Annotated in this window: 13 protein-coding genes; 6 read left to right on the top strand and 7 right to left on the bottom strand. The window is 40.2% G+C overall.

What is annotated here, in order from left to right:
- Positions 1 to 92 precede the first annotated feature (92 nt).
- The 5 genes from betA to ACS125_RS08630 all read left to right on the top strand — a co-directional run bounded on the left by betA (position 93) and on the right by ACS125_RS08630 (position 6,897).
- Positions 93 to 1,751, top strand: coding sequence for a choline dehydrogenase (gene betA, locus ACS125_RS08650; RefSeq protein ID WP_443271549.1), 1,659 nt, complete (start codon positions 93 to 95; stop codon positions 1,749 to 1,751).
- 510 nt (positions 1,752 to 2,261) lie between these two features.
- Positions 2,262 to 3,902 (top strand): malate dehydrogenase (quinone), encoded by a 1,641-nt coding sequence (mqo, locus tag ACS125_RS08645; protein WP_443271547.1) that lies wholly within the window; start codon positions 2,262 to 2,264, stop codon positions 3,900 to 3,902.
- An 89-nt stretch (positions 3,903 to 3,991) separates the two neighbouring features.
- Positions 3,992 to 4,462, top strand: a complete 471-nt coding sequence (locus ACS125_RS08640; RefSeq protein ID WP_443271545.1) for a hypothetical protein — start codon at positions 3,992 to 3,994, stop codon at positions 4,460 to 4,462.
- A gap of 216 nt (positions 4,463 to 4,678) precedes the next feature.
- On the top strand, positions 4,679 to 5,557 hold the full coding sequence (locus tag ACS125_RS08635) for a homocysteine S-methyltransferase family protein (protein ID WP_443271543.1): 879 nt from the start codon (positions 4,679 to 4,681) through the stop codon (positions 5,555 to 5,557).
- A gap of 5 nt (positions 5,558 to 5,562) precedes the next feature.
- Entirely contained in the window at positions 5,563 to 6,897 is a 1,335-nt protein-coding gene (locus tag ACS125_RS08630) for a basic amino acid/polyamine antiporter (protein WP_312821535.1), read from the top strand.
- Positions 6,898 to 6,948: 51 nt separating this feature from the next.
- On the opposite strand, the gene ACS125_RS08625 is transcribed toward ACS125_RS08630, so the two are convergent.
- Positions 6,949 to 8,862 carry an esterase/lipase family protein gene (locus ACS125_RS08625; RefSeq protein WP_443271541.1) on the bottom strand — a complete coding sequence of 638 codons (1,914 nt, stop codon included), beginning with the start codon at positions 8,860 to 8,862 and terminating at the stop codon, positions 6,949 to 6,951.
- A gap of 149 nt (positions 8,863 to 9,011) precedes the next feature.
- Entirely contained in the window at positions 9,012 to 9,719 is a 708-nt protein-coding gene (locus ACS125_RS08620) for a YoaK family protein (protein WP_151987128.1), read from the bottom strand.
- A gap of 321 nt (positions 9,720 to 10,040) precedes the next feature.
- Between ACS125_RS08620 and ACS125_RS08615 the strand changes: the two genes are divergently transcribed.
- Positions 10,041 to 10,316, top strand: a complete 276-nt coding sequence (locus tag ACS125_RS08615) for a hypothetical protein (RefSeq protein ID WP_016138988.1) — start codon at positions 10,041 to 10,043, stop codon at positions 10,314 to 10,316.
- Positions 10,317 to 10,321: 5 nt separating this feature from the next.
- Here ACS125_RS08615 and ACS125_RS08610 read toward each other — a convergent pair whose 3' ends face one another.
- The 5 genes from ACS125_RS08610 to ACS125_RS08590 all read right to left on the bottom strand — a co-directional run bounded on the left by ACS125_RS08610 (position 10,322) and on the right by ACS125_RS08590 (position 14,714).
- Positions 10,322 to 10,762 carry a YbaN family protein gene (locus ACS125_RS08610; RefSeq protein WP_443271538.1) on the bottom strand — a complete coding sequence of 147 codons (441 nt, stop codon included), beginning with the start codon at positions 10,760 to 10,762 and terminating at the stop codon, positions 10,322 to 10,324.
- 28 nt (positions 10,763 to 10,790) lie between these two features.
- On the bottom strand, positions 10,791 to 11,390 hold the full coding sequence (locus ACS125_RS08605; RefSeq protein ID WP_443271536.1) for a biliverdin-producing heme oxygenase: 600 nt from the start codon (positions 11,388 to 11,390) through the stop codon (positions 10,791 to 10,793).
- Positions 11,391 to 11,422: 32 nt separating this feature from the next.
- Positions 11,423 to 12,343, bottom strand: a complete 921-nt coding sequence (locus ACS125_RS08600) for an energy transducer TonB family protein (protein ID WP_443271534.1) — start codon at positions 12,341 to 12,343, stop codon at positions 11,423 to 11,425.
- A gap of 10 nt (positions 12,344 to 12,353) precedes the next feature.
- On the bottom strand, positions 12,354 to 13,844 hold the full coding sequence (locus ACS125_RS08595) for a surface lipoprotein assembly modifier (RefSeq protein ID WP_443271532.1): 1,491 nt from the start codon (positions 13,842 to 13,844) through the stop codon (positions 12,354 to 12,356).
- A 78-nt stretch (positions 13,845 to 13,922) separates the two neighbouring features.
- Positions 13,923 to 14,714 (bottom strand): Slam-dependent surface lipoprotein, encoded by a 792-nt coding sequence (locus ACS125_RS08590; RefSeq protein WP_419297346.1) that lies wholly within the window; start codon positions 14,712 to 14,714, stop codon positions 13,923 to 13,925.
- Positions 14,715 to 14,798 lie beyond the last annotated feature (84 nt).

Below are 14,798 nucleotides of genomic sequence, written 5' to 3'. Positions count from 1 at the left end.
CTCAATCGCTCTAAACACTTCAACCTAAATCACATATGCCGAGTAGTCTTTATAGATTGCTCAGGCAAACTGTTAGTAAAAAAAGGATAGTTATGAATATTAAAGAATATGATTACATTATTATTGGCGCAGGATCTGCCGGAAATGTACTTGCTGCGCGTCTGACTGAAGACAAAGATACCACCGTTTTACTCTTAGAAGCAGGTGGCCCAGATTATCGCTTAGACTTCCGTACACAAATGCCGGCAGCTTTGGCCTACCCTCTTCAAGGTCGTCGCTATAACTGGGCTTATTTAACCGACCCTGAACCGCACATGAATAACCGTCGAATGGAATGTGGTCGTGGTAAAGGTTTAGGTGGCTCATCTTTAATTAATGGTATGTGCTATATCCGCGGTAACGCAATGGATCTAGAGCAATGGGCAACTCATAAAGGCCTTGAGAACTGGTCTTATGCCGATTGCTTGCCTTATTACAAAAAAGCCGAAACTCGTGACATTGGTGGCAACGACTATCATGGTGATAGCGGCCCTGTATCAGTGGCTACACCAAAAAATGGCAACAACGTGCTATTCCATGCCATGGTTGAAGCAGGTGTACAGGCAGGTTACCCACGTACTGACGACTTAAATGGTTACCAACAAGAAGGCTTTGGGCCAATGGACCGTACGGTTACCCCAAAAGGTCGCCGCTCAAGTACTGCACGTGGTTATTTGGATATGGCAAAAGGTCGTCCAAACCTAACTATTTTGACTCACGCGACGACCAATAAAATCTTGTTTAATCAAAAGCAAGCGATTGGTGTTGAATACATTATTGGCGCCGATCAAAACAACTTACAACGTGCTCTGGCTAAACGTGAAGTGTTACTGTGTGCAGGCGCAATTGCTTCACCTCAAATTTTACAGCGCTCGGGTGTTGGCGAAAGCAATTTCTTAAAATCAATGGACATTGATGTCGTTCATGATTTGCCGGGTGTAGGTGAAAACCTGCAAGACCATTTGGAAATGTACTTACAATATAAATGTAAGCAACCTGTTTCTTTATACCCTGCCTTGAAATGGTATAACCAACCTGCGATTGGTGCCGAGTGGCTATTTAACGGTACAGGTATTGGTGCAAGTAACCAGTTTGAAGCGGGCGGATTTATCCGTAGTTCGGACGAGTTCAAATGGCCAAACATTCAGTACCATTTCTTGCCAGTTGCCATTAACTACAACGGTAGTAATGCCGTGAAAGAACATGGTTTCCAAGCACACGTAGGTTCAATGCGCTCCCCTTCACGTGGTCGTATTAGACTGAAATCAAAAGATCCGTTTGAGCATCCAAGTATTTTGTTTAACTACATGTCGACTGAACAAGACTGGCGTGAGTTCCGTGATGCAATTCGTATTACACGTGAAATCATGCAGCAACCTGCACTTGATCCATATCGTGGTGAAGAAATTAGTCCGGGCAAACATTTGCAAACTGATGCAGAGCTTGATGACTTTGTTCGTAACCACGCAGAAACCGCTTACCATCCATCTTGTAGCTGTAAGATGGGCGAAGACGAAATGGCTGTGGTAGATGGTCAAGGCCGCGTACATGGTATGAATGGTTTACGCGTAGTTGATGCCTCAATTATGCCGCTGATTATTACCGGTAACTTGAATGCAACGACCATTATGATTGCCGAGAAAATTGCAGACCAGATTCGTGGACGTGAAGCATTACCACGTTCAACTGCACCGTTCTATGTAGCATCATAAAATCTTAAAGGGCATATTTCTTATGCAGAGATATGCCCTTAATTTCATATTCATTCAGCCAATATTAATAAGAACTATGTATGACAGAAAATAAGCATGTGTAAGGAGCTTATTTACATAAATATGGGATGAAATAAAAATTAATCTATTTTTATAGGCAAATATTCTTCAAATGATTTAACTTTAATCAAATAAATATTATTATTTTAATTTCAAACACTTAAAATAAAACAATTAACTTAAACTATCTTATAAAAGCTCAATTTGATTAAATATAAATCATATTTATGATTTTGATGAACCCCATTTATTATAAAAATTGTCTTGTCAATGCAAAATTAGTCTAAAATATAGAGTGTTTGCGATAATCCCAAGTTATTTTTCTTTTTTTAAAGTTCTCTGTTTTGGAGAATTTTATTTTCGCATTTATATCCATTTTGTCTGGATACGCTGTCTAGGTTTCCTCACACCTTAAGTGACTCAAATAACTTATTTTAAGGTCCCCCTTACATGAAAAAGTTTTTGAAATACCTTCTGGTATTAATCATTCTTATTTTAATTGCAGGTATCGTTTTCTTGTTTAGACCAACTGCGTCAAAACAAGTCGAAACTGCTAAAGATGAACCAGTTGTTGATGCTGTTCTTGTTGGCGGCGGCATCATGAGTGCCACTCTCGGTACTTATTTCACTGAGCTTGAACCAAACTGGCAAATTCGTATGTATGAACGTCTTGACCAAGTTGCTCAAGAAAGTTCAAACGGCTTTAACAATGCCGGAACAGGCCACTCTGGCTTTATGGAAATGAACTATACCGAAGAGAAAAACGGTAAGATGGAAATTGCCAAAGCTGAAAAAGTTGCTTCTCAATTTGAAGTCGCTAAACAGTTCTGGTCACATCAGGTAAAACAAGGTGTTTTAGCTGAACCAAAATCATTCATTAATCCAGTTCCGCACATTGCTTTCGTTTGGGGCGATAACGTTCAATTCTTAGAAAAACGTTATGCTGCCATGATTCAAAGCCCGCTGTTCAAAGGTATGAAATTTACTGAAGACCCAGCTGTAATTAAACAATGGGCACCTTTAGTCATGAACGATCGTGACCCTAGTCAAAAAGTTGCAGCAACTCGTATGGATGTTGGCTCTGACGTTAACTATGGTTCAATCACTAAACAATTAGTGAGTCATTTAAATCAAAATCCTAATTTCAAATTACAGACTTCAACTGAAGTAACTGGCATCAGCCAAAATGATGACAAAACTTGGACTGTGTCTTTCAAAAATTTGAAAACTGGTAAAGTAGATCACGTTAAAACACGTTTTGTATTTATTGGTGCAGGTGGTGCAGCAGTTAAATTATTACAACTTACTGGTTTACCAGAAGCTAAACAATATGCAGGCTTCCCTGTAGGTGGTGAGTTCTTAATTACTGACAACCCAAAAATTACTGCTGAACATACTGCAAAAGTATATGGCCGTGCTGAACTTGGTGCGCCTCCAATGTCTGTTCCACATATTGATACACGTTATATCGACGGTAAAAAATATGTATTGTTTGGACCATTTGCAACATATTCAAACAAGTTCCTGAAAAATGGTTCTCAGCTTGACTTGCTTGCATCAACAAACAAAAGCAACGTTTTACCAATGACCACTGTTGGTTTGGAAAACCTTGATCTTGTTAAATACTTGGTAAGCCAAGTAATGATGTCAGATGAAGACCGTCTAAATGAACTTCGTAAATACTACCCAGATGCGAAAGCTGAAGACTGGCGTTTAAGCCAAGGTGGTCAACGTGTTCAGATCATCAAAAAAGAACCAGGTAAACCAGCAACGCTTCAATTCGGTACAGAAATCTTTGCGTCTAAAGATGGTGCTGTAACTGCATTGTTAGGTGCGTCTCCGGGTGCTTCGACTTCTCCATACATCATGCTTAACTTGCTTGAAAAAGCTTTCCCTGAGCAAACTGAAGGTAAATGGAACCAGAAGCTTCATGAAATTGTGGTTTCTTATAAACAAGATTTAAGCAAAGACCCTGTATTACTCGACAAAGTTCGTCAGTACACAAGTTCTACGCTTGGCTTGAACTATACATCTCCGTTTAAAGCTGCAAACGATGAAACTGCTGCTGCACCTGTTGCAAAAGCAAACTAAGTTTGTGATGTATAAGTAAAATATCAAAAGGATGAATTTCGATTCGTCCTTTTGTTTTTAAGACCTTAGTTGAGATATTTAGACTAATCATGACACCTTTAAAATCATCACCTCACCTCTTATCATTTTGTTTTAAGCTCGTGCTTGTTCTGTTGCTGGCTTATCTGTTGGTAAGCGGGTTTTATATGTGGATGATTGGCGGTACAGCCATTTATGTCAGCTCAGCTGTATTACTTACTATCACTGCTTATGCATTTAAGCTCGGTAAATATCAAAAGCTATGTTCTGTTTTAAATCTGCTCATGAGTGCTGCCGCGTTATATTTTAGTACCGCCCATTTATTTTTCTCAGCAGTTCAGTTTTTCATATTTTTACCTGCGCTGCTTTTTGCTGTGCTTGCTTTTATTTCTAAAAACAAAACTCATCGCTTATGTAAGCTTTTATTATTAATCAGTTTATTGATTTGGTGTAGCATACATTTTACGCAACTTGAACAACTTCAAGCCTATTATCAAACCCAGCATACAGGTGAAAGCTGGCAACAGTTTGGCGCATTATAAGTTCATTTTTTATTCTATATTTTCAAATAAATATGCACTCTTTTTCACATGAAGTTCATCAGTAAAACTGAACATCGTCTACAGAAATCCTTTTAAGAAAAAATATTCATAACAATCTAATTTATTTAGAAATATAACGAGCATATTAGCGATTGAACGTTATTCATCTACACGATAGATTAGCTGAATTATTTTTCTCCCTTTATGTTGTAATTTATGAAAATTTTAGATGGCGGTTTAGGCCGTGAACTTGCTCGTCGCGGTGCTCCGTTTCGTCAACCTGAGTGGTCTGCGCTTGCACTCATTGAAGCACCTGAAACAGTAAAAGAAGTACATCTCGATTTTATTAATGCTGGTTCAGAAGTGATTACCACCAATAACTACGCTGTTGTACCGTTTCATATTGGTCAAGAACGCTTTGAAACTGATGGCGTGCGCTTAATTAAAGTCGCCATCGAACAAGCAAAAAATGCAGTTAAAGAAAGCGGCAAAAATGTCAAAATTGCTGGCTGCTTACCACCGTTATTTGGTTCGTACCGCGCAGACCTATTCCAGCCTGAACAGGCTAAAAACCTTGCTGAACCCATCATTAACACTTTGGCACCAGAGGTTGATTTTTGGCTCGCTGAAACTCAATCGTGCTTAAAAGAAGTAGAAACAGTGCATGCGTTATTACCAAAGGATGGTAAGGACTATTGGGTGTCATTTACGCTGCAAGACGAAATCAAACATGAACAAGCGCTACTTCGCTCAGGCGAAAACATGCAACAAGTGGCTGATTTCATCAAACAATCAAATGCCAAAGCAGTGTTATTTAACTGCTGCCAACCTGAAGTGATCTTGCAAGCCATCAATGAAATTAAAGAGCTCATTCCAGAGTCTGTACAAATTGGTGCCTATGCAAATGCTTTCCCACCTCAAGATAGCAGCGCAACCGCGAACGATGGTCTTGATGAAGTTCGTAAAGATTTAGATGCTCCAGCTTATCTTGGTTTTGCTAAACAGTGGCAGCAAGCAGGTGCAAGCCTAGTCGGCGGTTGCTGCGGTATTGGCCCAGAACACATTGCTGAACTTTCTCAATTTTTTAAAGAATAAATACCATGTCTGCTGCCAAAATTGGATTGTTGTCTCTTACAGCGCTGGTCTTTAGTTCTATGGTGGGGTCGGGCGTATTTAGCCTTCCCCAAAATATGGCTCAGGTTGCCAACGGCTCTGCCCTTCTTGTTGCATGGCTCATTACCGGAGTCGGCATTATTTTCTTGGCCCTCACGCTTTTGCATTTAACCCGCCAACGACCAGATCTAGACGGTGGTATTTATAACTATGCGCGCGAAGGCTTTGGAGACCTGATTGGGTTTTGCTCGGCGTGGGGCTATTGGTTGTGTACCACCATTGGTATTGTCGGCTATGTCGTCATTGCCTTTTCCGGCGTCGGTATGTTTACCGACAGCAAAGACCATATTATTTTTGGTGAAGGCAATACCTTTTACGCACTGATCGGTTCCAGCATTTTTGTATGGCTTGTACATTGGTTAGTCAGCCGAGGTATTAAAGAAGCTGCGATTGTGAATTTACTGGCAACCATTGCCAAAATTATTCCAATGGTGGTTTTTATCTTCTTTACCTTTATTGCCTTTAAGTTTGATTTGTTCAAACTCAACTTAAATGACTTCTCTTTAAAAGTTCCACTTTGGCAGCAAGTGAAAGACCTGATGCTCATTACCCTTTGGGTATTTACTGGTATTGAAGGTGCAGTGGTTTTATCATCGCGTGCGAAAAAACGTCATGACATTGGTAAAGCGACCATTTTAGGTGTGTTACTGGCGTTAACTTTTTACGTCATGGTGACCGTATTGGCTTATGGCGTAGTGAGCCGTGAAGCACTTGCTGGCATGCACAACCCATCAATGGCGACTATTTTGCAGCAACTGATCGGTTTGCCGGGTACTATTGTTATTACCATCGGGCTTATTATTTCAGTTTCTTCGTCTTATTTAAGCTGGACGTTATTCGCCACAGAAATTCCCTATTTGGCTGCAAAAAATGGTGCATTCCCGAAATTATTTTTAAAGAATAATCAAAATAATGTACCCATTTCATCACTTTGGCTAACCACCATTGTCGTGCAAGGTGCATTGATTGCGGTGTATTTTTTCAATAAAAATTACACGCAGCTTTTATTAATTTCATCGGTGATGATTTTGCTGCCTTATTTTCTGGTGTCGGCTTTTTATCTTAAAGAATCCATTCGCCATAAACGCACGCCGCATATTGCCATTGCAAGTGTCGCTTCAATTTATGCACTTTGGTTGCTCTATGCAGCAGGATTAGATTTATTACTTCTGTCTGTAGTGTTGTATTTGGTCGGCTTGATTATTTTTTCAATCAGCTATTTTGAGCATAAAAAATCGCTCAAACAAAATCAGCTTAATTAATCATTTCAACCACTGTTGAGTCATTTCAGCAGTGGTTTTCTAAAAAAAATTCTATTTTGAAGGCTGTGACTGCTTTAAATGCAACCGTAAAATACGGCGTAATTCTAAAATCGCTTCTGGGGTAGTTTGAATCGAATGCCCACCCTTAATCATCAGTTCCGACTGTTCACCACCTAAATGTGAACTTTGATACGGCACAATTCCATCGCTGCTTTTTAACTTATCAGTCGTCCCATTTATGTTCCCCATAATCGAGTGATAGACCACGCTGGACGATGGCTGAATGGCTTGCGTAAGCTGCATAAAGCTAGAAGAACGACTTAAATTACTCGCCCCATTTTCAATTAAACCTTTTCTGAGCTTTGTGTTTTTCTCATCTCTCATTTCGACCGCAATAAAGAAATCAGCTGGCAAACGAATAATACGGCGGGCAATTTGGGTAAACCATCGGTCAGCGTAGTCAGTGCCATGATGCGGTGCCGAAACAAAAACAACCCGCTTAAAATAAGGCAAAGCTTTGAATTGAAAACGCTCTAGCACCACAGGATTTTCTTTTAAACGGTTTAGCTGGGCTTCATTCATTTTTTGCATGGCTTGCTCTGAAACATCGGCGTCGCTTACCAATAGGCGGCTAATCACTCCGCCCATACTATGCCCGACCAGCACTGCATCATGTGCAGCGTAGCTATCTTTAGCAACGTTTTGAAAAGCCTGATTCAACAATGAATAAATCTGAAAACGACTTTCAAAAATCGGCATATTGGTTGAATAAAACACCTGCCAAACTTGATAGTTATTCCTTAATTCGGCATCGCCCATAATGTCATTGGTTAGACTCACCCACGCCTCTGGGCTACTTGCTAAGCCATGAATAAATACAATGATTTTCTTATTTGGGTTAAAGGGTTCCAGCATATATAAATGCGGCATGATCAAATTGTTTTCTTTATTAATTAAAGACCAATAACCTGCTGCACCTAAATTATATTTCGACAACCAAAGTCCATAAGGCGCCGAATAGTTGGCAGTAAGCGGATAGTCCAAACCTTCAACCTTTACGCGGTCTTGTCGATATGGATCAAACATCGCAATTTCTAAATCTGCTCCAGCAATGACCTGCTCTGCTGTAGCTTTTTGTTTTGGGTAAGCAATGGCAGTCACTGGAAAGAAGCGTGGTAAATGGATGTTCGGATTATTCTGGTGAGCATAAAAAGCATCGGGGTCTAAAATGAAGCCGTGATTTACATCGTTTTCTTTACGCCCGACAATAAACTCTGCCCCTAAACCATCCTTACGGTTAACGGTATTAAAGCCAGAAAAATTCATGTTATAGCTTGAGCGAAAAGTATCGACTTCAATTTTTTGTACATCTACAGCATGGTCAAAATTGACATGGTACTCATGGCCATCTGCTTTGAGCAGCGGTGGAAAACGATGTGTATTTAAATGATTAAAATACGTGGTCATGAGCTTCGACAAAGCCACGTTATAAAAAATACGCACCTGATTTTGGCGATGGTCAAATACCCGATCGAACGGCGACTCTTCAGAGTCAAATAAATAGACATAACTATAGCGCAAGCTTTTATCAAACAGTGCTAACTCTTGCTCAAGACAACTATTACTTTTATTAATGACATTACATTGGCTATTACGTCCGACGTCTAAAGCTTTTGCCAAATAAATTTCACTGAGCGCAGCATAGCGTTCTTCTCGGCTGCTATTTTCAGACAAGCTTTGAATTTTATTTAAACAATCATCAAAATTTTGCAGACAAGATTTTTCATTTTTTTTAACTAAATACAGCAAGTTTTGAGTTTGATGACTTAAGGTGCCATCGGTCAGAATACTTTCATTCTTACTTTTTAAAGCGTTACTTAAATTACTTTCTTTTAAATTAATGACCTGACAGCCACTGAGCAAAGCCATTATTGTTATGATTGAATAATGATAAGACTTTGTCATTGTGCATTCCTTAATCGAATGTATTCCCCATCTGGTCATTATGCCTGTAAAGCAATGAACGAACAATTTCAGCTCAGCTTCCATTTTCCTTTATTATGAAAAAAAGCCTGAACTCATTTTAATTCAGGCTAATTTGTTATTTTTTCTAATCAAGCTTGGTTAAACTTTTGCTGTGAAGCTAAATAAGAGAAATACAAAATAGGTAAGATAAAGGGCGCTACACTCCAGAAGTCAAAATAGACATAGAGTATTGCTCCCAAGAAAGCACCAATCACAAACCCAATCACAATACTGGCACTTTTCAGAAAACTTGCCCGATTGGCTGCATTATTGTTTTTAAGTAAGTTAGCAATATCAATACCAAGCTGCGTGGTGTTACCTGTCATCATGGTACTTGGGCTAATATTTTTAATAAGGGTTTTGCTGGAAGTATTACGAATAGCCAAAGCAATTAAACCCAACCCGCCTGTTACTGCAACTGTTAGTGCATCCGGATTTTTAAATGGCTCGAAGTAAAGTCCTGCAACCATGAAGGCACATAGAAAAATAGCTTCAAATAAAAATAAATAAGACAGTGTTTTGTGCTTGACCTGACTACGGTCAATTAACAGTTTCGTGATCACCACCGTCAAAATAAATAGCGGGATTGCTGCGAGCTTAATCCATATACCAGCGCCGCCTTTAACCCATGCAGCGCCTGCCAACACTAAGTTTCCCGTAACATGCGCGGTAAAAAAACCAAACAGCGCAATAAAACCAATGGTATCAATTGCCCCACCCACCATGGTCAACAAAACAGGATCTCGACATATTGCCCAGGTACTTTCTGTCTCTTTTTGAATTGGGGTGTCTGCCATATAAAATATCCTGTTAAATTAGAGTTTTAAAACAAGTAAGTTGTATATAAATGATTTAAAAATGAGTAATACTAAAGTGTTTATGAAAGCAAAAAACGATGTAAAAAAATAGGGTGCGTAATGTCGCAACACTGTCTTTAAAATGGCAACAATTAAAATTGAGTGTTTTTAAAACAATAAACGGTTCTCAACTTCAAATCAATTTGACCTCTAAAACTGTTATAACTATGATGAAGCCGCAAGTTGATATCAATTGGTTTTGAACCTGAAAAAGTTATGCCAAGATATGGATAATGAAAAACAACAACCAAGAGTAGATATATGTCACTTTATAATTTTTCAGTTTTTCTAGGTGGATTATTATTTGTATCGATTGCCTCTGCTGGCTATAAAAGTAATGCACACCGTGATTTTTACTCAAAATGCATCGCAGCTGGACATAGCCGTTCAACCTGTCTGTGTATTTATCATCGTTTAGAGCGTCAATATTCCCCTAAACTCATGCATAAACTTGGAAACTTAAGTCTACAAAGCCCTGAGGTACCGCGTGATTTTGTGAAAACCATGATGCGCACCATGCAACAGTGCAGATCATAATTCTTTCATTTTTTAAGCCACATCCACATCAATACCCCCGCCATACATAAAATTGCCGGATAGACAAACCACGGATGTGGAATAGTCCAAATCATCAGTCCCGCAGCCAAACTCATACTCAACGTCGAGATGTATTTTGCTTTTTTAGGAATACGCCGATGTTCTTGCCACTCGCGAATGAGTGGACCGATATAACGATGATTTCGAAACCATTGATGAAGTTTTTCAGAGCCTCGAGCCGCAAAGAAAACCGCCAAAATTATAAAATCAACGGTAGGTAAACCCGGAATAAAAATACCCAATATACCAAGCGCAATACACAACCAAGCCAAACCAATAAACACCCAACGCGCCCAAACAGAACGGGCAAGCTTACTGACTGGTTGAGCGGGTGTTAACGACTGCTCATGTTTTACGATCACATTTACTTGATTGAGTTTATCCATATCGGGTATTCCCTTTATCCACTTTTTATTATTTCAATTCATCAAGCTGATCAAGCGCTTGACCAAAATATCCAAAGGCATCTAAAGCCCCTTGAATGACTCGGTCTTGCTGGGTTTGGTCAAAGCCTGTTTCATCAAGTGCTTGTACAAAACGTTTCCAAACTTTAGCGCGCCCTTCGGGATAGGCAGCTAAATTACGGGCAGCAAACGTCTCAGAAAAACCCAAATGCTTTTGAGCTTCTTTAAATAAAAATGCAGCCCCTAAAGTTGAACCTTCAGACACGTAAATCCAGCCTAAAGCTTCGGGGAGCTGTACGTTTTCACTGTGTAATTGCTGTCCGTTAGGTTGAATACCTAAATCATTTAAATCGGCAAGTGCTTGTTTTGAACGGCCGCGAATATCGAGGTCCGGAATCAGTCCTGCTACACCCTCTTTCTCAAAAAGATGTTCAATTTCACGCTGAAAGTAATATTGAGACAACGTAAATTGTGCGTATTTTTCTTTACTTGAAAATACCTTTGCCTCTGACATTAATTGATGCATACGTTCATGTTCGGCAGCGGTTTCTTGTTTCAAACGTAAAGACAAGCTGTTACTAATGATTTGTTCTGTAGATGAGTTCATCATCTTTCTCCTGCAAAATGGATATGGCTCATCGGTTAACGGCCCCGATTGAGTTTGAGTTGGACTGGAAAATCCACAACAATGGTCGCGGCGCGACCGTTAATTTTGTGGGGTTTAAATCTGGATTTACGTGTAGCTTGCATGACCCGTTCATCAAGGCTGGCAATGCCCGAACTTTGACGTAATTGGATGTCGATCGGCTGCCCTTTTTCATTAATGCGAATCCGAAGCTCAACCAAACGATTTTGTTGTTTTAACTCGCGGTCATCGTAGTCAAGCCCACCAAAACTCAGCACATCCACACTACTCACCTGTACAACGTCATCGTGTTCAACTTGAGTGCTCGGTGCTTTGGAATATTCTTGCTGCATTGCGGGTGTTTTGACGCCGCCACTTTTAGTTTCGCTATTGGTGTTTTGTGGCAAATGCTCAGTTTGCGGTTGTTCAAGGTCTGTCGAACTCAGTTTTTTATCAGTATGGGCCGCTCGCCGTTCTGTAAGCTGCAATGGTTGGAGCGAAGTTGAATTGTTTAAAGTCGTTTTGGGTTGTGCTTGCTGTTTGTCATTTAAATTATTTTGCACAACCTCTTTAGAGGCAGTTTTTGACGCTAATATTTGAACATTTGTAGGCGAGTTTTTTGATTCTTCAGGTACTGAAGATACCGAACTGTTTAACATAGATTGAGGCGTTACACTTTTTTTCGGTTGGCTTTCAGTCTTTTCAGCCGATGGCTTTTTAGCAGGTGCCAGCGACACAAAACTTACTTTTAAGGCATCTACTTTGGGTGTTGCTTTAAAAGTATAAGGTTCAATTAAATGACTCAGCATCCAGACAGCAAATACATGCAGTCCAATCACCACCACTACGGTTAAGCACTTATAAAAGTGCTTCGGCCCTTGTGGTAAAGGCAACATAACCATCGGCTTATGTGTAGGGAATAAAGATTTTGATTTCATGGCTTATTCCCTAAAAACGATGCTCAAGCTTGAGACTAATGTTGTGTTTATCGTAGGAATACAGCCAATCGACATTGCTTTTATTATGGTTATAGCGATAGGTTAAATTAGGCGTCATGCCATAAAACTCAAAGCGAGGCATTTGCATAACAAAGGTATAGTTTTGTTCAAAATCATGACGGCGTGCTAAGAAAGTTTCTGCGTATTTATCAAACAGGCGCCAACGGTAAGAACTCAATAAAGTAGTGTTAAAACCAGCACTCCAAGACTTACTTAAGCCTAAACGCACACCTTGCTGTTGGTAGGCAGCCATATATTTTTCTTGGGTCGAATGGTCGACTACGTCTAAACCACTAAAAACGGTCCACTGATTTGGGAGGATTTTCCAGAAAGTAGCAAAAGCTGAGCTTTCTACCCCATCTAGGGTTTTATATTTCTGATAATTTAAATCTTTACTCTCAGCCTCAAGTTTGAAGGCTTTATCTGCCGAGATAAAATGCATCCACTCGGCACGTGCGCCCCATGCATTGTAAAGACCATCATTGCCATAACGTTTATGTTCAAAAAGCGGACTCACCCCAATTTGATTTTTTAAGTCAAAGTAGCTGTAGCCTGCATTAATGTTAATGGTAGATTCATTAAATGCCGCGTGGTCGTTATAGGACTGTCCAAACGCCAGCGCACGTAAAGCCACGCCATGATGCCCCTTAATCGCATAGCGTTTAATCAGACTGGCTTCGTAATCTAACCCCGTTGCCGACTCAGCTTTAGGCGTCCCACGGGTAACTTGCTCAATCGGGATAATATTACCTTTACTATCTTTGCCATAAAGCGTCCATGTTTTGCTCTGTTCCGACGAACTATTTAAATTACTGACATAGGTGTAACCCGCTGAAACCGAGCCTTGCCAAGAGTCTCGTTTTTTTAATGCCTGAACAAAAGTATTCACTGTGGTTAGAACCCCAGACGGGATTACCGCAGGGTCGCTTTGTTTAAGTTGGTCTTGAATGGAAATAAAAAGGCGTGCTGCTTCCTTATTTTTCTGTTGTTCAAACAGCACGCGCGCTAACTCAAGTTCACAAATTAAATTATGAGGTTGTTGTTTTAGGCTGCTTTGAAATTTTTGTTCAGCCAATTTCAGTTGACCCTGAGAACGTGCAACTGCCCCTTCAGCAAAGTCGGTTAAAGCCCGATCGTAGCCAACATATTTCTTATAATGTTCTAAATAAACCGTGGCTTTGAGCCACTGTTTTTGCATGACTGCCAAATATAACGCCTTGGCAAGATCATTCTGGTTTTGTTCAACACTGTATTCTTGTCCATTAATTTGAAGTTTAGGTAATTGCTCGGTACTACGAATGGTTCCCTGCTCGTGAAACTGTCGCTGTTCTTGTAAAAGCGTTTGGTCCAAGCTTTGATTGAGACGAAGCTGTGTGTCTTCGTCGGCATATAAAAATGGACAACTCAACAATGTCAGACAGCACAAAAGCGTTCGTTTCATAAAACAATAAACCTGAAGCAACCAAGCAAAAGCCAAAAAACAAAAGGAACCTACGTATGTAGATTCCTTTTGCATTCATTAATTTTTAGCACCGCCAAATGCAGTGTTGTAAGACACGTTATCAAACTGGGCAATACCCGCTAAAGCCGAAGCATTTGCACCGAAGAATTGACCTTGAACCACACCAGAGTTATCGACACCAGCCGTACCGTTAGCCGTTGCCAAACCAGCAAATGCAGCAGTACCCGGGTTAAATGCCACACCATCTAGACTTAATGATGAAACAGCCGTACCTGTTCCAGTAAGCGTTCCTTCAAGTGTCCCCGCGCCATAATTTGCCGTGAACGTACCGCTTAACAGATTGCTTCCAGAACCGTTAATCCCTGCAACGGTATAGGTTGCAGTACCCGCGGTTGGAACAGTGGTATTGGTGTTATCACCCGCGTAGTAAACGGTATGGCTTGCGCTTGCCGGCGTGTCACCCGCTTTCCACCATTCACCAAAATAGACTTCCTGTGTGCCCACCTGACCGAAGTTAAAATTACCTAATGCACTGTGCGAAGGTGGCATTGCAGACACTGGAATATGCGAAATATTAAAGGTTTTGCTGCCAACCGTTACATTGGTGTTACTCGTTCCCTGAGCAGCAAAAGCCTGAGCCAAACCTTTTAACGAATTAAAACCTGTAAAAGCGTTATATGGTGCACCCGCAGCTTGAACCGATACCGCTGCTACACCACCCGGATGGCTTGCATTGGCAGCAGCACCGATTTTGATGTTACTTTCATTACTCGAAATACCATCAATTCCTGCATAAGCAAATGCAGTTGAACAAGCAACGAGACCCAAGAACAATTGAGAGATTTTCATTTGTTGTTACTCCATCTTTTTTAAAACTAAGTTATTGTTTAATTTAAAATAACGATTTCGCTATTTTTAGTTTATTGAGTAGGC

Origin of the sequence: Acinetobacter sp. PFS20 (genome assembly GCF_052261015.1) — a bacterium.
Lineage (GTDB): Bacteria > Pseudomonadota > Gammaproteobacteria > Pseudomonadales > Moraxellaceae > Acinetobacter.
The sequence above is the reverse complement of the archived record's forward strand: the minus strand, read 5'-3'. Positions and strand labels throughout refer to the sequence as shown.